The organism is Komagataeibacter intermedius TF2, assembly GCF_000964425.1.
Classification (GTDB): Bacteria; Pseudomonadota; Alphaproteobacteria; order Acetobacterales; family Acetobacteraceae; genus Komagataeibacter; species Komagataeibacter intermedius.
On record NZ_BANF01000027.1, the window covers coordinates 131833 to 150470 of the forward strand.

14 protein-coding genes and 3 pseudogenes are annotated in these 18638 nt (G+C 57.1%); 9 read left to right on the plus strand and 8 right to left on the minus strand.

The window, feature by feature from the left end:
* Positions 1-7 precede the first annotated feature (7 nt).
* From B7449_RS05145 to purU, 4 genes are read left to right on the plus strand one after another with little or no spacing between them, the layout of a single operon-like run.
* A complete protein-coding gene (locus tag B7449_RS05145) occupies positions 8-292 on the plus strand; it encodes a sarcosine oxidase subunit delta (protein WP_039734544.1) in 285 nt (94 codons plus the stop codon).
* Entirely contained in the window at positions 289-3321 is a 3033-nt protein-coding gene (locus B7449_RS05150; protein WP_039734545.1) for a sarcosine oxidase subunit alpha family protein, read from the plus strand. The genes B7449_RS05145 and B7449_RS05150 overlap by 4 nt, the downstream gene beginning before the upstream one ends.
* A complete protein-coding gene (locus B7449_RS05155) occupies positions 3314-3919 on the plus strand; it encodes a sarcosine oxidase subunit gamma (RefSeq protein WP_052279995.1) in 606 nt (201 codons plus the stop codon). The genes B7449_RS05150 and B7449_RS05155 overlap by 8 nt, the downstream gene beginning before the upstream one ends.
* A complete protein-coding gene (gene purU / locus B7449_RS05160) occupies positions 3916-4788 on the plus strand; it encodes a formyltetrahydrofolate deformylase (protein ID WP_039734546.1) in 873 nt (290 codons plus the stop codon). The genes B7449_RS05155 and purU overlap by 4 nt, the downstream gene beginning before the upstream one ends.
* Positions 4789-4993: 205 nt before the next feature.
* Here the strand turns inward: purU and B7449_RS05165 are convergent, their stop codons facing one another.
* The 5 genes from B7449_RS05165 to B7449_RS05180 form a co-directional block, all read right to left on the minus strand.
* Positions 4994-7336 carry a TonB-dependent siderophore receptor gene (locus B7449_RS05165; protein ID WP_082084770.1) on the minus strand — a complete coding sequence of 781 codons (2343 nt, stop codon included), beginning with the start codon at positions 7334-7336 and terminating at the stop codon, positions 4994-4996.
* Positions 7337-7783: 447 nt separating this feature from the next.
* On the minus strand, positions 7784-7933 hold the full coding sequence (locus B7449_RS19680; RefSeq protein ID WP_141654744.1) for a DUF2474 domain-containing protein: 150 nt from the start codon (positions 7931-7933) through the stop codon (positions 7784-7786).
* Positions 7920-8939, minus strand: coding sequence for a cytochrome d ubiquinol oxidase subunit II (gene cydB / locus B7449_RS05170; RefSeq protein ID WP_039734547.1), 1020 nt, complete (start codon positions 8937-8939; stop codon positions 7920-7922). The genes B7449_RS19680 and cydB overlap by 14 nt, the downstream gene beginning before the upstream one ends.
* A gap of 3 nt (positions 8940-8942) precedes the next feature.
* Entirely contained in the window at positions 8943-10376 is a 1434-nt protein-coding gene (locus B7449_RS05175) for a cytochrome ubiquinol oxidase subunit I (RefSeq protein ID WP_039734548.1), read from the minus strand.
* Positions 10377-10800: 424 nt separating this feature from the next.
* Positions 10801-11445, minus strand: coding sequence for a TetR family transcriptional regulator (locus B7449_RS05180; protein ID WP_039734549.1), 645 nt, complete (start codon positions 11443-11445; stop codon positions 10801-10803).
* 106 nt (positions 11446-11551) lie between these two features.
* On the opposite strand from B7449_RS05180, the gene B7449_RS05185 reads away from it, so the two are divergent.
* From B7449_RS05185 to B7449_RS24750, 4 genes and pseudogenes are all read left to right on the plus strand, one after another.
* Positions 11552-12229, plus strand: coding sequence for an O-methyltransferase (locus B7449_RS05185; protein ID WP_141654745.1), 678 nt, complete (start codon positions 11552-11554; stop codon positions 12227-12229).
* 430 nt (positions 12230-12659) lie between these two features.
* Positions 12660-14108, plus strand: coding sequence for a glycosyltransferase family 61 protein (locus B7449_RS05190; protein ID WP_039734551.1), 1449 nt, complete (start codon positions 12660-12662; stop codon positions 14106-14108).
* 118 nt (positions 14109-14226) lie between these two features.
* Positions 14227-14449 (plus strand): annotated as a pseudogene (locus tag B7449_RS24290) (transposase); the annotation flags it as partial.
* A pseudogene (locus B7449_RS24750) lies at positions 14423-14539 on the plus strand (IS5/IS1182 family transposase); the annotation flags it as partial. The pseudogenes B7449_RS24290 and B7449_RS24750, both read left to right, overlap by 27 nt.
* Before the next feature lie 169 nt (positions 14540-14708).
* Here the strand turns inward: B7449_RS24750 and B7449_RS05200 are convergent.
* The 3 genes from B7449_RS05200 to B7449_RS05210 all read right to left on the minus strand — a co-directional run bounded on the left by B7449_RS05200 (position 14709) and on the right by B7449_RS05210 (position 18278).
* Positions 14709-16202, minus strand: coding sequence for a sugar porter family MFS transporter (locus B7449_RS05200; protein ID WP_039734552.1), 1494 nt, complete (start codon positions 16200-16202; stop codon positions 14709-14711).
* Positions 16203-16243: 41 nt separating this feature from the next.
* Entirely contained in the window at positions 16244-17107 is an 864-nt protein-coding gene (gene aroE, locus B7449_RS05205; RefSeq protein WP_039734553.1) for a shikimate dehydrogenase, read from the minus strand.
* An 85-nt stretch (positions 17108-17192) separates the two neighbouring features.
* Positions 17193-18278 carry a LacI family DNA-binding transcriptional regulator gene (locus B7449_RS05210; RefSeq protein ID WP_199858322.1) on the minus strand — a complete coding sequence of 362 codons (1086 nt, stop codon included), beginning with the start codon at positions 18276-18278 and terminating at the stop codon, positions 17193-17195.
* A 197-nt stretch (positions 18279-18475) separates the two neighbouring features.
* On the opposite strand from B7449_RS05210, the pseudogene B7449_RS24295 reads away from it, so the two are divergent.
* A pseudogene (locus B7449_RS24295) lies at positions 18476-18604 on the plus strand (IS481 family transposase); the annotation flags it as partial.
* Positions 18605-18638: the final 34 nt, after the last annotated feature.

Here is an 18638-nt window from a genome sequence, read left to right on the forward strand (position 1 = left end):
GGTTCCAATGCGTCTGAACTGTCCCTGCTGCGGACCACGCGGCCTTGAAGAATTCACCTATCGGGGGGATGCCACGGTTCACCGTCCCGGTACGGATGCACCGGCACAGGCATGGGTGGAGTATGTCTACCTGCGGGACAATCCCGACGGATGGCACCGGGAACTGTGGTACCACGGCGCGGGCTGCCATGCATGGCTGGTCGTGACGCGCAACATGCGCACCCATGAAATTGCCGATGTCGCCCGCGCGGCAGATGTCGCGCGCCTGGCCAGGGAAAACGCCGGATCATGAAACTGCCGTGGAAGAAAGGCGCCTGCCCCTCCCGCCCGTCAGGACAGACCGGACGCCGTATCCCCGCCAATGGGATCGATCCGGACAGGATCATCCGTTTTACCTTTGACGGGACAAGCTATGACGCATATCCGGGTGACACGCTGGCGTCAGCCCTGCTGGCCAATGGCCTGCATCTTGCAGGCCGTTCGTTCAAGTATCACCGCCCGCGCGGCATCCTGACGGCTGGACCGGAAGAACCCAATGCCCTGATGGAACTGCGCACGGGCGCACGACGCGAACCCAACAGCCGCGCGACTGTCACCGAAATATTCGACGGGCTGGATGCCTGCAGCCAGAACCGCTGGCCATCCCTGAGAATGGACGCACTTGGCGTTAACGGTCTGTTTTCTCCCCTGTTTACGGCCGGGTTCTACTACAAGACCTTCATGTGGCCCGCCGCATTCTGGGAAAAGGTATATGAACCCCTCATCCGCCGTGCCGCGGGTCTCGGTCGGGCCGCGGATGCGGCAGATCCTGACCTGTATGAAAAAACCACCACGTTCTGTGACGTGCTGGTGGTGGGCAGTGGCCCGGCGGCGCTTGCCGCCGCCCTGGTGGCGGGACGTTCGGGCGCGCGGGTCATCCTGTGTGAACAGGACAGCGTGACAGGTGGTCGCCTGCGGGCGGACCGGACCGACATTGATGGCGTTCCCGGCTGGCAGTGGGCGGACCGGACCGTGACCGCCCTGCGCCAGATGCCCGAGATGCGCATCATGACGCGCACCTGTGTTTTCGGGACATATGACGGCGGCACCTATGGCGCGCTGGAACGCGTGGCGGATCATATTCCCTGCCCCGCCAGCGGCCAGCCCCGCCAGCGCCTGTGGCGCATTGTCGCCCGTCGCTGCATTGTTGCGGGCGGCGGAATTGAACGCCCCATGGTCTTCCCCAACAATGACCGTCCCGGCATCATGCTTGCCGGGGCCGTGCGCACCTATATCAACCGTTTCGGTGTCGTGCCGGGGCAGCGCGCCGTCGTCTTCACCAATAATGACGATGGCCTGTGCACGGCCGTGGACCTGCAGCATGCCGGTGCAGCGGTCACCGCCATTGTCGATACGCGCGCGGAGGCCAGTGATATGGCGCAGCAGGTGGCCCGCGGCACTGGCGCCCGCCTGTTCACTGGCGGCACGATTGCCAATACCTATGGACGCCTGAGGGTTCATGCTGCGGCCATACGGGACCGGTCGGGCAGGGTCAGGCATGTGGCCTGCGACCTGATCGCCATGTCGGGCGGCTGGAACCCGGAACTGAGCCTGACAACACATCTGGGCGCGAAACCGGTTTATGACCCGGAACTGTGCGCTTTCACAGCCGGATCTTTCCCGCCCGGCATGCTGGCGGCTGGCGTGGCCAATGGTACCTTCACAACCGCCGGCTGCCTGCACGAAGGGGCTGCGCGCGGGCAGGAAGCCGCTGCCGCGTGTGGCTTTGACACCGAACTGCCGCCTCTGCCCGCCGCACCACGGGAAAGCTACGGCATTCAGGCCATCCAGCCCGCGCCACGGGATCAGGCAGGCGGGGATGGCAAGGCGTTCATCGATTTCCAGAATGACGTTACGGCAAAGGACGTGCGCCTGGCCGCGATGGAGGGTTTTCGCTGCGTTGAACATGTCAAGCGCTACACCACGCTGGGCATGGCAACCGATCAGGGAAAGACATCCAACATCAATGGCCTGACGGCACTGGCGCAGCAGACCGGTCGGGACATTGTCCGGACGGGCACGACCATGTTCCGCCCGCCCGTGCAGCCCGTGGCCATCGGCGCGCTTGCAGGCGCGCATCGCGGCAGGCATTTCAAGCCGGACCGATTGACCCCCACCCATGAATGGGCGCGCCAGCAGGGCGCCGTGTTTACGGCCAATGGCATATGGCACCGGGCACAGTGGTTTCCGCAGGACGGGGAAACCCACTGGCGCGATACCGTCAACCGCGAGGTGAGGACCGTCCGTACGGCTGTCGGGTTCTGTGATGTCACCACGCTGGGCAAGATCGATATCCAGGGGCCTGACGCCGCCACCTTCCTTGATCGGCTGTATGTCAACGGGTGGCAGAAACTGCCCGTGGGGCGGGTCCGCTACGGCCTGATGCTGCGGGAGGACGGTTTTGCCTTCGATGATGGCACCACGGCGCGACTGGATGAGCAGCATTATGTCATGACCACGACCACCGCACATGCTGGCGCGGTCATGCAGCACATGGAACTGTGCCACCAGTGGCTGTGGCCGGAACTGGATGTCCACTTCATATCCGTAACCGATGAATGGGCGCAGCTGGCCATTGCCGGTCCGCGCTCACGCGATGTGCTGCGTCATGTCGTTGATCCGGATACGGACCTGTCCAATGACGCTTTCGGGTATATGCATGCAGCCGAAATCACCATATGTGGCGGACAGGCCGCGCGCCTGTTCCGCCTTTCCTTCTCCGGGGAACTGGCCTACGAACTGGCGGTTCCCGCACGGTATGGCGATGCGCTGGCACGACTGCTGATGAAGGTTGGTGCCCCGTATGGCATCGCGCCCTATGGCACGGAAGCACTGGGGGTGATGCGCATTGAAAAGGGTCATCCTGCCGGACCGGAACTCAATGGCCAGACGACGGCGCATGACCTGAACATGGGGCGGATGCTGTCCACCCGGAAGGACTTCATTGGCCGCACCATGGCCGCACGCCCTGCCCTGACCGACCCCGCGCGTCCCACGCTGGTTGGCCTGCGTCCGGTCCATGCACACGATGAACTGGTCGCCGGCAGCCACCTGCTGCCCCATGGCGCTGAGGCCACGGGCGCGCATGATCAGGGATGGATCTCGTCTGCCACATGGTCCCCGACACTGGATGGATGGATCGCGCTGGGCTTCCTGTCTGGCGGTCCCGGCCGTCATGGCGAGACGATCATGGTCCATAACCCACTGGCCGACAGCCAGGTTGCCGCAGTCGTCTGCCCCCCCACCTTCTTCGACCCTGCCGGAGACCGCCTGCATGCCTGAGACACTGGCCGCCACGCCGCCCATTCCATCAGCCCCCTTTACGCCACCCGGGGGCAAACAGGCCGCGCGCGTCACGATCGGACCGGGGCCGGATCTGCAGCTTGCCAGCATGCAGTTTTCCCCTGCGTCCCATGCTGCCGTCCAGACCGCACTGCTGGCGACATACGGCGTTGAGGCGCCTGTGACACCCCATGCCCGCGATGGCCATGACGCCGTGCGTTTCATATGGGCGGGACTGGACCTGTGGCTGGTCTGCGCGCCCCGGGGGCAGCCTGACCTCGTCGCCGGGCTGCACAGGGCGACACGGCCCCACGCGGCCATTACGACACAGGGGGATGGACGCAGCGTCATACGGGTCAGCGGCCCGGATTCACGGGCAATCCTGTCCAAACTTGTCCCGATTGACCTGCATCCCCGTGCGTTCGCGCCCGACTGCACGGCCCTGACGCTGGCAGGACATATACCCGTCCAGATCGTACAGCATGACATGACGCCGACATACGACCTGTTCGTTTTTCGCAGTCTTGCCCACAGTCTTTACCACGACCTTTGCCACGCGGCGCGTGGTGGCGTACCTGTATCGGAAGTTTACCCATGACCAAGGGTGTCAAAACAATCTATATCGTAACGATAAAATGCCCCAACCGTCCCGGCATCGTGGCGGGAATAAGCCATGGTCTGGCTGAACTGGGCGCGAATATTACCGAAGCCCAGCAGTTTGACGAAACGGAAAGCAGGCAGTTCTTCATGCGTGTCGTCTTTGAAATACAGGACGGCACAACGGACAGGTCGGTGCTGGAACAGGAATTCATGCGTCTGGCCCATGAATTCGACATGACGTGGTCCCTGACCACCACGGCCCAGCGCCCACGGGTTCTTATACTGGTGTCCCGTTTTGATCATTGCCTGGTGGACCTGCTTTACCGCTGGCGGATCGGGGAACTGGCGATTGATCCGGTCGGCATTATTTCAAACCACCCGCGTGACGTATATAAAAACCTGGATTTTGGCGGCATTCCCTTTCATTATCTGCCGATAACGCCGGAAACCAAACCAGCGCAGGAAGCGCAGATCCTCCGGATCATGGACGATAGCCAGGCCGAACTGGTCGTCCTTGCACGATATATGCAGATCCTGTCCAATGACATGTCGCACCGGCTGTCAGGACGCTGCATCAACATCCACCATTCGTTTCTGCCCGGTTTCAAGGGCGCACGCCCATATCATCAGGCCTTTGCCCGGGGGGTCAAGCTGATCGGCGCAACGGCTCATTATGTGACGAGCGATCTGGATGAAGGCCCGATCATCGAACAGGATGTCGAGCGTATTTCCCATGCCGATACACCCGATGACCTTGTGCGCAAGGGGCGTGACATAGAGCGCCGCGTTCTGGCCCGTGCCGTCAGGTACCATATTGAACGCCGTACCATCATAACTGGCCACAAGACGATTGTATTTACGTCTTAAGCGACGTCCGCAGGATACCTGTCTGGTGGCATGGGGCTTTATTTTCGAACAATGGAATGGTCCCGGCCAGATCAGGGGCGTATCCAGCCGGTCATATCATCCCGGAACAGCCTGCCTGACCCTCCGCTTTACCGGCAGCCACAGGCGATCCGTATCACACAGAAGGAGGCACGCGGTCCGCATGCCTCCTTTCACGAAACGTGGATCAGAACTCCATCGAAAGTGTGAAGTGATAGACACGCGGCAGCCCCGCATACAGGGTTGATGCGGCACCGGATGTGCCACTGGGCGCACCTGTATAGACCGAAGCCCAATAGCGTTCGTTCGTGGCGTTGCTGACACCAAAACGCGCAACCCACGGGAACCTGGACACATGGAAGGCATAGCGCGTGCCAAGATCCAGCGTGGTGTAAGACCCGGTGTGCAGCGTATTGGTGATGTTGGCCGCACGGTTGCCCATGTAATGGACACTGGCATTAAACGCCCAGCCCGAAGCGAAGGACCCCAGTGAAGCCGGCAGGCGGTAATCCAGCAGCAGGTTGGCCTGCAGCGGGGCTGCGCCCACGATCTCCTTGTTATTATAGGCGGCGGTCTTGCTGTTGACCAGTTCCGCGTCCAGCCAGGTCATGCCAGCCAAAACTGACAGGTTGGGCAGGACTTCACCTGAAATCTGGGCTTCCACACCGTAGTTGCGCTGCGTGCCACCATATTCATAGGTCTGACAGTTCGTGTTGCTGGCGCAGGTACCATTGGCCGCAGCAACATACATGGCGTAAGGCGAGGTCATGCGGAAACCTGCAACATTGAACTGCATTTTCTGGTAACGCAGCTTATAGCCCACTTCGTATTCTTCCGAATGCCCGATCGGCAGCGCAAGGTTCGTATTGGTATAGGCCGCGTTATTGGGTGTAACGGGACCGGCCTCTACAGAACGGCCATAGGTGAAATACAGGGTCTGGTTCTGGGTCGGCTTGTATATGACACTGGCTGTCGGGCTGAAGGCCGCATCGGCCTCGACAGTTTTCCTGAGCGCGCTCGAGGCATTGAGCGCGTTCTTCTGGTCGATCCAGCTCCACGCCAGCGTACCCATGACAGACCAGTGCTTGTTAATCCGCATCGTATCGCCAATGATGAAGGACTGGCTCATGACGCTGCTGGATTTATAGCGACCGGTATAATAGGGCTGCGTGCCGTTGGTCGGCGCAGCACCATACATGCTGTATGTGCCAAGGCTCTGCTTGGTGGTCACTGCATTGGTGGGGTTATAGTTGCCCATCATGTAACCATTGGTACCAATGACCAGATCGTGCGTCAGCGGACCGGTATGAACACGACCGTTGAAATAGGCCATGTTACTGCCAACACGGAAATCATCTGCCGTTGTCGTGGCCGTAGCACTTGAGGAATAGATGCCCTCATATCCCTGGGTTGCGCTAAGGGAGTCGGTGATGCCGAAGGACTGGCGCATGGCATCCTGATACAGTCCACCCAGGGTAAAGCTCCAGTCCCTGTTGATCTGGTGCTTGATCTTGGCAAGGAAGGTATTGGTTTCCATGTTGTAGCCGCTCCAGTCCGGCGCCATGCGCCGCCCCAGATCTGGCGCTTCGGGCAACTGCCCGCCAATGCCGGTGGGATTGGCGGCAGTGCCGGCGGGAATGCCAAAGCCCGGCGCCATGCCACGTTCATCATAGGTATAGTGGCTGGCGTCGAGTTCGAGGACCGTCTTGGAATCGAAATGGATATCAAAATCGGCGCTGACCATCTCACGCCGGATCCAGCTGCCCGGCGCATAGGCCGAGCCATTGGCGTGCAGCATGTTCAGGCGGTAACCAAACCAGCCATTACGGCCAACCCGGCCCGAAATGTCGCCATTGACCGTGGGCGTGCCAATGGAATCCACACCGACCGAAAGCCGTTCGGTGCGGCGGTTGGTCGGACGCTTGAGGGTATATTCAAACACGCCAGCCGGGTTTTCCGGCCCGTACATGGCCCCGGCCAGACCGTTGAGGACCTGCAGGTTATCAACCCATTCCGCCGGATAGGGCGTGGTGGAGACCACATTCAGCCCGTCAAGGCGGGAGTTGGCGATCACATCGGCCTCGAACCCACGCGACTGCGGCCGCGACGTGTTGGGATCACCGCGGATTTCCAGCTGCACTGAAGGCAGGTACTGCGCCATGTCATTGATGTTACGCAGCTGCTGGTTGACGACGACGTCATGCGGCACGCCCATGACGGAATAGGGCGTATCCAGCGTGTCGCGGTTGCCCAGCGGTCCCAGATAGATGTTCTTGTTCATATATTTGGCGCCAGTACCATCCGCCGCATGGTGGCCATGAACGGTGATCGTTTCCCCGTTTGAACCATCCAGTATCCCGGCAATGGGGGCTGCCGCGCCCGATACCTGGCCTGCAGGCGTTCCGGTGGCCTGGTTTTTTGCAACGGTCGTTCCGGGGGACGCCGCCTTTACGGCAACTGGCCTGCCAGTCTTATCCTGCGGCGTAGATGTTGCCGGCGCCCCCAGCGCAGTGCTGGCCAGCAGGAACATTCCCGACGTTCCGGTTATAAAAAAAGTACTATAGCAACGAAGCATAAGGCTGTTCGTCCGTGATATGAACAAATGACGTTGGGCCCTTCCTTCCATTCCCGATATGCCGCTGTCTATATATATTCGTATCTAGACCTGTATTCAGGCATATATAGATGTAAGGTGTTGCCAGAATAAGACAGCCACCGGGTCATTCCGGTCACTTCAGCATCACATCACGTCGGTCCGACCGGGTGGTCGTGTACCTTGACGGTTATCCCGGCGTCACCAGTGGGATGACGGCAGGATTTGCATTCGGACTTTTTTCGCTGCCCAATGATGCCTGCCCGGCTTCATCCAGTCGGGCAGGCATGCAGGCGCGCGCGATACGGCTGCGGATTTCGGGCACCCTCCGCATCGCGCAAAATTCCCGTGCCCTGCCGCAGAACGCCGGACATGCCGTCCGTTTTACCTGGGCACGATCAGGTGCAGCAGGGACGCAGCCCCCAAAAACACGCAGGTGCTCAGTGACCAGATCGCAACGAACCATGCGATCCGTGCACCGGTACGGGGTGGCGCATCATCACCGTTCCCCCGGACAATCTCAGTGATACCCATCGGTTTCCGTCACCTTTCCGCGAAAGACGTGGTAGGAATAGATCGTGTAGGTCAGGATGATCGGCAGCAGGATGGCGGTGCCGATCAACTGGAAGAACTGGCTGGATGGCGGGGACGACACGTCCCACAACGTCAGGCCCGGCGGCACGGCATAGGGCCACACCGTAATCCCCAGACCGGACAGGCACAGGAAGAACCAGCCCAGCGCACACAGGAACGGTCCCTTCGAGTGCCCCCTGCGCAGCCCCATGACAAACAGCATGGCCAGCACGACCACCAGAACCGGCACGGGAGCAACAAACGCAATGTTCGGCCAGTCGGTCCAGCGGCGCAGGTACGGTGCGTGCAGCAGCGGCGTCCACAGGCTGACCGCCACAATGCCGATGAACAGGCCCACAGCAAGCCGGGCAGCCCAGCGGCGGCAGGATTCCTCCAGCACGCCGGTCGTGCGCCAGATCAGCCACGTTGCCCCCAGCAGGGCGTAACCGCACATGACCGACAGGCCACACAGGACGCTGAACGGCGTCAGCCAGTCGAGCGGGCCACCGGCAAAGGCACCGTCAACAACCTTGATCCCCTGCACCACGCCACCGAGAATCGCGCCCTGACAGAAGGCGGCAATGGCGGAGCCTGCCATGAAACCGGCATTCCACATCCCTTCCCTGCCCGTGCCGCGCGTCATGACACGGAATTCAAACGCCACGCCGCGAAAGATCAGCGCGAGCAGCATCAGTACGATCGGCAGGTAAAAGGCCGGCAGCAGGGTGGAATATGCGCCGGGAAAGACACCGTAGAGCACGGCTCCACCCAGCACCATCCACGTCTCGTTCCCATCCCAGACGGGCGCGATGGTGTTGACCATCACATCCCGACGGTCCGGGTGACGTTCAAGCGCGAACAGCATCCCGATGCCAAGGTCAAAGCCATCAAGGACGACATAGATCGAAATGGCGGCCACCAGTATGACGGCCCATACGATGGGGAGCCAGTATGCGAAGTCCATCATGCCTCAGGCTCCTTTGCCAGTAGAGGGGTCAATCACGCCCGGATGCATGCGGGCTGCCAGAATATCGGGAGCGTGGTCAGGCGGGGTATCATGCTCGCCTTCCTGCGGTGCGCGGCCCAGCATGCGGACCAGAATGCCCATGCCGGAGCCGAACACGAGCACGTAGACCACCACGAACGCCGTCATCGAAAACGCCATGGAGGACAGGGCAACCGGCGATACACTGTCGGATGTGCGCAGCAGGCCGTAGACCGTCCACGGCTGACGACCGACTTCCGTCGTGATCCAGCCGCACAGCAGCGCCAGGAAACCTGCAGGCGCCATGCACAGCGCGACACGATGGAAAACCGGGTTGGTGAACAGGGTGCGGTTCCGCCGCAGCCACAGGGACCACAGTCCCACCAGCATCATCAGCATGCCAAGGGCCACCATGATGCGGAAAGAAAAGAAGATGACATAGGACGGTGGCCGCTGGTCACGGGGAAAGTCCTTCATGCCCGGCACCTTGCCGTTCAGGCTGTGCGTCAGGATCAGCGACCCGGCCAGCGGCAGTCTGATGGCATAATCCGTATGTTCGGTCTTCATGTTGGGAATGCCGAACAGCAGTTCAGGCGCATGATCTTCCGATACCCAGTCCCCTTCCATCGCCGCGATCTTCACCGGCTGGTATTTAAGGGTGTTCAGGCCATGCGCGTCGCCAGCAAGGATCTGCAGGGGCGCCACGACCGCAGCCATCCACATGGCCATGGAGAACATGACCCGTACGGGTTCACTGGCCGCCTTTCCTTCTTTCCGTGCCCTGAGCATGTGCCACGCCCCCGTGGCCCCCACGATGAAGGCGACGGACAGGAACGCCGCCAGCCCCATATGCACCAGACGGAACGGAAAGGACGGATTGAAGATGATGGCCAGCCAGTCCGCAGGCATGAATCGCCCGGTAGCCGGGTCGATGGTGTAACCACGCGGGGTCTGCATCCATGAATTGGATGACAGGATCCACGTCATGGAAATCAGGGTGCCGACCGATACGCAGCATGTGGCCGCAAAGTGCAGCTTGCGCCCCACCTTGTTCATGCCGAACAGCATGACGCCGAGGAAGCCTGCCTCAAGGAAGAAGGCGGTCATGACCTCATAGGACAGGAGCACGCCGGTAATCGGCCCGGCCTTTTTGGAAAAGATCGACCAGTTGGTGCCGAATTCATACGACATGACCAGTCCCGATACGACCCCCATGCCGAAGACGATGGAGAACACCTTGATCCAGTATCGGTACAGGTCAAGGAATACGGGGCGTCCGGTTTTGAGCCACAGCCCCTCCAGAACCGCCAGATAGGCCGCCAGCCCGATGGAAAAGGCCGGAAAGATGATATGGACGCCTACGGTAAAGGCGAACTGAAAGCGCGCCAGAAGGAGCGCCGGGTCATGTGCGTACTGCATCGATACTTTCCAAAACTCATGCCGGAAGACTTGGAATTTATAAATAACTTCCCGGCATAGTGGTTCCGTCAGCGATATCCCGCCCTGAAGGACGGATGCATGCTGCGGTGTCTTGGACAACGGAATAGATCAATCAGCAGCAGGACGTCAAAGATAGATTATACATGAGATTATAAACGGCGCTTATGAACAAAACATATTCACGGCATGTCTGGTTATGGCAGAATACAGAAAACTGAAAAATACCATTCTCCGGTCCGATAATATTTTATGATTACTGTTCATGCCCTGGCAGACCCTGCCATGCATTATGGACGTAAAGACAGGATGGGAGGCTTTTCTGGAAGAGCTGTCACACCTGCAGCCCTGTTCATATGAAGTTGAATAAGCTGCCCCCTGTCCGCTATTCATCCCCGGCCTTGCCTTATCGTGTCCGTCCTGCACCTGCAAGATGCGTCAGATAGGCCACAAACATGTCGGCCATGCCGCTGGCATAGGATGTGATGTCCGCATCGGTTCTCGGTATTTCGGAAAATGCCTTGCCGACCGCGCTGAATGTCGTCGTTATCAGGTCACCGGCAAGATCGCGCGTCATGTCCGAGGCATCAGGAAGAACCTCATGCATGAACCGCGCGATGATGCCGTCCGCCGCCCGTCGTGCCTCAACGGCTTCCGGCGCATACCGGTAGAGCGGTGCGGCATCATTAAGCGCCACACGGACTGCCGCCTCTTCGCATTCGGAACGGATGAAGGCATGAACCAGCCTGCGCAGGCGTTCCAGTGCGGGTTGGCGGACATCTTCAAGGATATCGCGCAGCATATCGCTTGTCCGTCTCCATTCATCCGTCTGGAGCCGGAACAGGATCGCGGCCTTGTTAGGAAAATACTGATAAAGCGAGCCGATGCTCACACCTGCCCGTTCCGCCACGCGCGCCGTCGTAAAACGCGCCGCACCTTCTACCGCCAGAACATGAACTGCCGCTTCCAGAATTGTGGCGACAAGCCCTGCAGAGCGTGCCTGACAGGGCTGTTTCCGGACTGAAATCCGTGGGTTCCGCTGATCAGCCATATCGTTCCGGAAATGCGAATAGGAAACGTGACGGATTAATCGTATTTTTTGGACCGCGCAAGGTTCGCACAACACCCGATCACAACGATTGAATGGAACCATCGCCATGACTGCCCGCATGCCCGCGGACACGACCCTGACCAGCGCGCCCGTTGCCCCCCTGCTGGACCGCCTGTTTGCACAAGCGGATGCGGCAACAAGCCCGGCCGTGGCCGGATTATCGCGCGAAGATTTATACTGTCTGGCCGGAAGCCGAACCGACTACCTGAAATTCTACGGCCTTGCAAAAGACCTGTGGCTTCCTGTTTCGCGCACGACGGGCACACTGCTTTACATGCTTGCACGCGCCATCCGGGCGCAGGATATGATCGAATTCGGAACATCCTTCGGTATCTCGACAATTCACCTTGCTGCCGCCCTGCGCGACAATGGCGGTGGCCGGTTGATCACGACCGAGTTCGAACCCGCCAAAATCGCGCGCGCCCGGCAGCATCTCGAAGACGCCGGACTGACAGATCTTGTGGAATTGCGTGAGGGAGATGCCCTGACCACACTTGCCACTGACCTGCCCGCGACCATCGACCTCGTCCTGCTCGACGGCGCCAAGCCACTTTATCCCGATATCCTGTCGCTGCTGGAAAGCAGGCTGCGGGCAGGCGCGCTGGTTATCGCGGATAATGCCGATCTCAACCCTGACTACCTGGCGCGTGTACGCACCACTGCCAATGGCTACCTGTCCGTGCCGTTTGCGGAAGATGTCGAAGTGTCCATGCGGCTTGGCTGAACACCATTCAGGATTGCGCGACCCCCGCCCTGAACACGCGATGCAACCAGAAGGCAGTTTTCTGGTTATGCTTGTCCAGAAAGCTTTGACAGATGCTGCCTTTCCAAAAGAAGACAGCATCCAAAACCTGTTATTCTGGATAATACCTTATCATCCCATTCATAACGTCACAGGCGCGCAGTTTCATAACGTCACAGGCGCGCAGTCCGGCAGATGCAGCGCAGCATGCATCGCCGCGCGGGCGTCATCGAACATGTCAGTCGTTCCATTGCGCGCAATGTCGGCAAGGATACGATTGCGCATCGCAATATCCTCCTGCGTCCCTGGCAGGAAGAATTTCCAGTACCAACAGCATTCTGAAATTTATATTATATTCATAATAATACACTATTAAGAATATCCTATAGAATTTTCAAACAGGTTCAAGTCAATGAGAGAAAAAGTCCATCTAAGAAAAATAAGTATAAAAAACTATAAAAATTCCTTATTTAAAAAATTTGAAATCATAAAAAAGGAAAATTTGGATAAAGTTCTCGGACCGTCTCATTTTTATATGGGGATACAATCTGCCATTTATGCAAATGATGGGTCTTTAATTCAGGAAACGGAGCGCGGCGGCGGGTTCGATGGTGACCTTGTTGCCGATTTCAATGCAAAAAATATAAGTTCCTTTAAGGTAGAAAACGTTATCCGAGGAAAGTCTTTATATATAGGAAACTTTTTCAAACATTATGGGCATTTCATTATGGAAGGAATATCCAGATTATGGATAGAAAATATATCAGAATATGACAATTATCTCTTGTCACCTTTTGTTGGCGGCTATGAAGAATTTGAACTTCTGGATTTTCACCGCAGCGCCTACCGTGGATTAGGCATAGATACAAATAAGATAAATATACTAAAAGAAAACACGGCCATAGAAAATCTGGACGTTCCTGAAAAATCATTGATAATAAATAGCCATTGCAACATTATCTATAGAAAAATTGTTAAAAATTTAGTGGATTTTTACAAAAAAGACGATCTGAATAAAAATATTTACGTCTCAAGGGAAAGCAATGACAGAATCGGAAACACGAAGGAAATAGAAGAGCTTTTTTCTAAAAACGGATTTGAGATTATTCTGCCAGGACAGATGTCACTTATTGAGCAGATAAACACTTTTTATAATTCCATAACGATCGTAGGCCTCCCTGGCAGTGCACTGCATAATAATATTTTTTCAAAGGAGATGCATACACTTGTTGAATTAGGCGACAGAAGGTCATGGGACAAGCCGATCTCAACACAATTAATAACAAATAACATATCAAACGCAAATTCGCATTACATTCCATTTGACAAAAAATACGATTTCATCAATACGGATGAACTTGTTAATAAATTAAAGTCCGTAAATTCACTCAACATATATAATTTTGATAGCCCAAATTGTATATTCCGTGGATCTTTTCTTCTTGACGCCGATTACACATTTCATACTCAGAATGCCGGTGATATAAATCTCAACAGAAAAAGCATTTATTTATTTGATTTCAGAAACCCGATAGAAGGATTCTCCATAAACATTCACGAAAAATCACTAATTTTAATCAGATACAAAACAATGGATGAGTATGGGCAATTTAGCGACTGGCATCATTCAGGAGAATTTTCTGGATCGCGCGGAAAATCCATTATCTTGAAAGGATTTATGTTTGAAATAATCGATGGCGCAGAAATGTTTGACGTAGAATGCGTGGGATATTTTTCAGGAAACCAAAAAGAAAAACGTGTCACAAACAACGAATTATGCACTACAAATGAAGGGTATTTAACTGGATTTAAATTTTTAATTCACATGAAAGATGAGTATAAGCGATTAATGTCTTTTTAATATCTTCCTAAATCAACCTCCGCTGGCAATTATGCTTTTTGACACATCTGGGTGTGCTTCAAAATGTGCGTGGTTCGGTTCGTGCTGACAGATGCCGCATCTCGCCGCATGACAAGGGATGATGCCAGCACGCTCTGACAGGTGCGACCTGGAGTATGCAAGCGACCTGCGCGATGCGGAGTGGGCGCTGATTGCGCCGGGTCATGAAGGCGATCCTCCATATCGTCATCTCGGGCTGCCAGGGGCGGCAATTGCCGCGTCACTTTCCCGCCTTCACAACCGTACAGGGCTATTTCTGCCGTTGGATCTGCAAGGGACGATGCCGCCACCTCACGAAGGATGTCGAGGTAACAATCTCGTCATCCTGCGCGTGGTTGATGATCGCCCATATCCACAGAGTTCTGCGGAAAATAAATCAAACCGCTTTCTAATTCAGGCTCCTGGATTTTCGATCTGTCAGAACTGATCGCGGCAAAGCCATTGACTACCATGCGGCACAGCGCGTGACGCCATCTTCAAAAGCACCTTTCCCAGTCGATGTGGCCACAGGCCCTACAATTGTGTGACGTTCGACAGGAAGGATCGTCCTGGTTCTTCCAGTCAGAAATTCCGACGCGTACCAGTCTGCTTGCCAATATTTGTATAGAACGTTCCAGATCGAAGCGCGCTTTCAATTTCTTCCAGTGTGGTTCCTGCCGTCTCGGGCACATATTTCCACACGAAGACAAAGGCCGCGACATTTATGAAACCGAACAGCCAGAAAGTACCCGTCGTGCCCAGCGCCTCAACCAGCGACAACGTGACAAGGGAGACAAGCGTATCGGACACCCACACCGTCGCACTGGCCATTCCCATGGCCTTGCTGCGGACAAACAGGGGAAAGACTTCGGCAGCGATCAGCCACACCGCAACGGATAGAGAGCCGAAATTAAAGAAGATATAGCCCAGAAGGGATACGACCATAAGGACCAGCCGCACCCCCGTAAGTGGTGCGGAACTGAGGAATACAGCCCCCAGCACGAACAGGGACAGGGCAGCGAGTGGCAACATATACAGCATCATGCGCCGACGACCGATGCGGTCTATGAACGCGATCCCCATTGCCGTTGTAATTGTGGATGTAACCCCGACGGACACGGATGTCAGCAATGCCGCCGAATGACCCAAACCGGCCTGCGACAGGATGATGGGCGCATAATAGACAATGACATTGGGGCCGGATAGCTGGGAGAAAGCCGCAACCCCCAATGCCGCCAGAAGAGCAGGCCGTATCCAGCGCTGTTTCAGGCTGGCCCCGTTGTCTCCGTCTGCCTCTCCCGCATCGACTGTCAGGACATCATCCAGTTCCTGCCGCACAATATCCTTATGCCCCCGCAGTTTATACAGGATCGACACTGCACGGTGTTCATGTTCATGATGCAGCAGCCAACGCGGACTTTCCGGCAGGAAGATCATACCAAAAGCAAGGAGAATTGCCGGAACGGCTCCGAGCATGAACATCGCACGCCATGACTCGACACCACCGGACAGTTCATACCCCACGAAAAACGCCAGAAGCAGACCAAGTGAAAAAACCAGTTGAAACAGCGATACCAGTCCCCCGCGCCGGGACGCCGGGGCCAGTTCGGCGACATAGACCGGCACGATCTGCGTGGTGGCACCTATCGCCGCACCCAGCCATAGGCGCGCGAAAATCAGGATGCTGACATCAGGGGCAAGCCCGCACCCCAGCGATGCCACGATGAATATACCGGCAGCCACCATGATGGCAGGCCGGCGTCCCCATCGATCTGATACGGGGCCACTCAGCAAGGCACCAAAGATCGCCCCGATGTTCAGCGCCGCAGCCACCCATTCCTGTCCCGCCGTAGAAAGTGAAAATGTCTGGGTAACGAAAATCAGGGCGGAAGCGATGATCCCGGTATCATATCCGAACAGCAGACCACCCACCGCAGCAACCGCGGCGGCAATGGACACATACCGGCGCGCGGAAAGGGTCTGGTCCCCCCGATGCACCATGGCCGCAAGTGCGGACAGGGCACGTCTATGGGTATGGTAGCGGGATATGTCCTGAATATTCGGGGTAGTCGGCATCCCGGGCTTTCCTTTTCCCTGTGGTCAAGACGAACTGGTGGTCAGCCTGCGTCTGATGCGCCGAAAATATCGCTCAGGGTCTGTTTCATCACGCCTGCATCCAGCGTTTTTCCAAGCCATAGCTCAACGCCGATCACGCCCTGATTGACCAGCATGCCCAAGCCATCAAGCGATGTGCAGCCACGTTCGCGGGCTTCACGCAGGAAGCGTGTCATTGGTGGATTGGGAATGACATCCGCCACGATCTGGCCCTTTGCCAGCGTGTCGAGATCGATTTCAGGCATGGCCTGCGCGTCACCAAGACCGACCGACGTGGCGTTAATGACAATATCGGTGTCATCTGGAATGCAGGCTTTTCCCGACCATGGGCAGCCGGCTGCGTCACTTCCGGTATTGTCGCGCACCAGTGCTGCAATGGTTTCGGCTTTTGCCGCGTCGCGGTTGACCACCGTTATGTGGGCGGCTCCCGCCAGCCCCAGTTCCACCGCAATGGCGCGGGCCGCCCCACCCGCGCCAAGCATAAAGATTTTCTTGCCAGCCGGATCAACCACATCCCTGAGCGAGGCGAGAAAGCCCTTGCCATCGGTATTGTTGCCCACCAGCCTGCCATCGCGAATGGCGACACAGTTGACGGCACCAATAATCCGCGCGGCTTCCGCCAGTTCATCCAGATATTCGATCACGGCCACCTTATGGGGCAGGGAGCAATTGAAACCTGCCCATTCCATGGCAACTGCGCCCCTTACTGCCGCCTTCAGATGCGCAGCCTTGACATCACAATTGATATAGCGCGCATCGATCCCGGCATGGCGGTACGCCGCCTCGATCATTGCGACGGTCGGATTGTCAGCGCAGGGCGTGGAAAACGAGCCGGTAAGAATGCTGCGGAAATTCTGGTTGCTCATACGACGTTCCTGATGGGTGAAGAGGCGGATTGCATAGCTATGCAAAACAAGACGCTTTTTACGCCCGGACGCAAGCCCTAATCCGTCAGTCAGTCAGGGTTGTGCTACCGCGTTCGATCAACTGAGCGTCAACAACATGGGTGCGCGAAAGGGGGCTGTCTTTTGCCACAAGGGCTTCATCCAGCAGTTCCATGGCGCCTGTAACCATCCGCTCCGTACGCTGATCGAAAGATGTCAGGTCGTAGCTGCGCCATCCAGCCTGAGGGATATTATCATATCCAAGAATAATGACATCGCGTGGACAGATCAGGCCCATACGTTCCCGCAGGGCATCAATCGCACCGCAGGCCATCATATCATTGCTGGAAAAAATGCCGTTTGGCCGGATGCCCCGTTTCCACAGGCGGGTGATGGCATCGTAGCCACTGTCGTAGGTATCATCACCCCGCAACCGGGTCAGTCCGGTCATGGGCATTCCTGCCTTCCGCAACCCCTGGCAGAACCCTTCGCCACGTGCGCGGGAGGCGGCATTCTTGCCTGGACCAGCCAGCCAGACCGGTTGCGTCACGCCCCGTTCCATCACCAGGCGCGCAGCAGCAACCCCTGCCCCATGATTGTTGGAATTGACCGTCGAGATCCAGGGGCCCACCAGCGAGGAGTTAAAGCAGACAACCGGTATCTGAAGTTGGGACAATGCCCGCACCACCGTTTTGGATCCGATTGCCAGCGAGGTGACGATGGCATCAATCCGGTAACTCAACAACTGGTCAAGCGCACTATCAAGGGTCAGGGCATCATCCACATACATGAGCAGTACCTGAAGGCCGCTTTCACGTAACGCGGTCGCCAGACGTTCAAGCGCCGTGGCATAGAACGGGTTTTCCAGCCCGCCAATCACCACGCCAACCATGTATGACCGCCCCGAGAGCATAATGGCCGGAATACGGTTGGGCCGGTAACCAAGGCTGGCGGCTGCGGCCAGCACCTTCTGCTTTGTGCGTGGGGAAATGCTGGCATCAGGAGAAAATGCGCGCGATACAGCCGATTGGGATACGCCAGCCAGCCGGGCGACATCAGTGGACGTAACGGCACGAATGACGGCTTGCTCCTGCAGATCACGATTAATGACGGGTTTACCCCATGCGGGGCTGTAATACCATGCTGGCGGCAGGACCGATGACTTTCATTGCCCTTATCATAATCGACCGCCGCGTTCGTGCATATTGCGAATTTCAAAGCAGCGGGATCAAATCATAAGGAAGCCGCTCAGGCCAGGATGTGAAGTGGCCCCGTCCGTTCGGACAGTTGTGTAGGCTTGATAAGCTATACCCGGTTGTCGTTACGCCGCCATACATTATTACCCATAGACGACTGCCCGACACCGAAGGCGACAAGCCGAAGCGTTCAAAGTTCAAGACCTATCCGATCGGCTACTTTCATAGCGACATCGCCGCTGCAGTTCCATACCACATCCATACCGTGCTGACCGTAACCGGCCGTTTGAGGCCGCCTTATGATTGAGGATTGTGAC

Coding starts and splice junctions, on each gene's coding strand:
- B7449_RS05145 (WP_039734544.1), top strand. CDS start 8: ATGCGTCTGAACTGTCCCTGCTGCGGACCACGCGGCCTTGAAGAATTC.
- B7449_RS05200 (WP_039734552.1), bottom strand. CDS start 16,202: ATGCCGACTACCCCGAATATTCAGGACATATCCCGCTACCATACCCAT.
- B7449_RS05165 (WP_082084770.1), bottom strand. CDS start 7,336: ATGTTCCTGCTGGCCAGCACTGCGCTGGGGGCGCCGGCAACATCTACG.
- B7449_RS05150 (WP_039734545.1), top strand. CDS start 289: ATGAAACTGCCGTGGAAGAAAGGCGCCTGCCCCTCCCGCCCGTCAGGA.
- B7449_RS05180 (WP_039734549.1), bottom strand. CDS start 11,445: ATGGCTGATCAGCGGAACCCACGGATTTCAGTCCGGAAACAGCCCTGT.
- B7449_RS05190 (WP_039734551.1), top strand. CDS start 12,660: ATGAGAGAAAAAGTCCATCTAAGAAAAATAAGTATAAAAAACTATAAA.
- B7449_RS05175 (WP_039734548.1), bottom strand. CDS start 10,376: ATGCAGTACGCACATGACCCGGCGCTCCTTCTGGCGCGCTTTCAGTTC.
- cydB (WP_039734547.1), bottom strand. CDS start 8,939: ATGATGGACTTCGCATACTGGCTCCCCATCGTATGGGCCGTCATACTG.
- aroE (WP_039734553.1), bottom strand. CDS start 17,107: ATGAGCAACCAGAATTTCCGCAGCATTCTTACCGGCTCGTTTTCCACG.
- B7449_RS05185 (WP_141654745.1), top strand. CDS start 11,552: ATGACTGCCCGCATGCCCGCGGACACGACCCTGACCAGCGCGCCCGTT.
- B7449_RS19680 (WP_141654744.1), bottom strand. CDS start 7,933: ATGGGTATCACTGAGATTGTCCGGGGGAACGGTGATGATGCGCCACCC.
- purU (WP_039734546.1), top strand. CDS start 3,916: ATGACCAAGGGTGTCAAAACAATCTATATCGTAACGATAAAATGCCCC.
- B7449_RS05155 (WP_052279995.1), top strand. CDS start 3,314: ATGCCTGAGACACTGGCCGCCACGCCGCCCATTCCATCAGCCCCCTTT.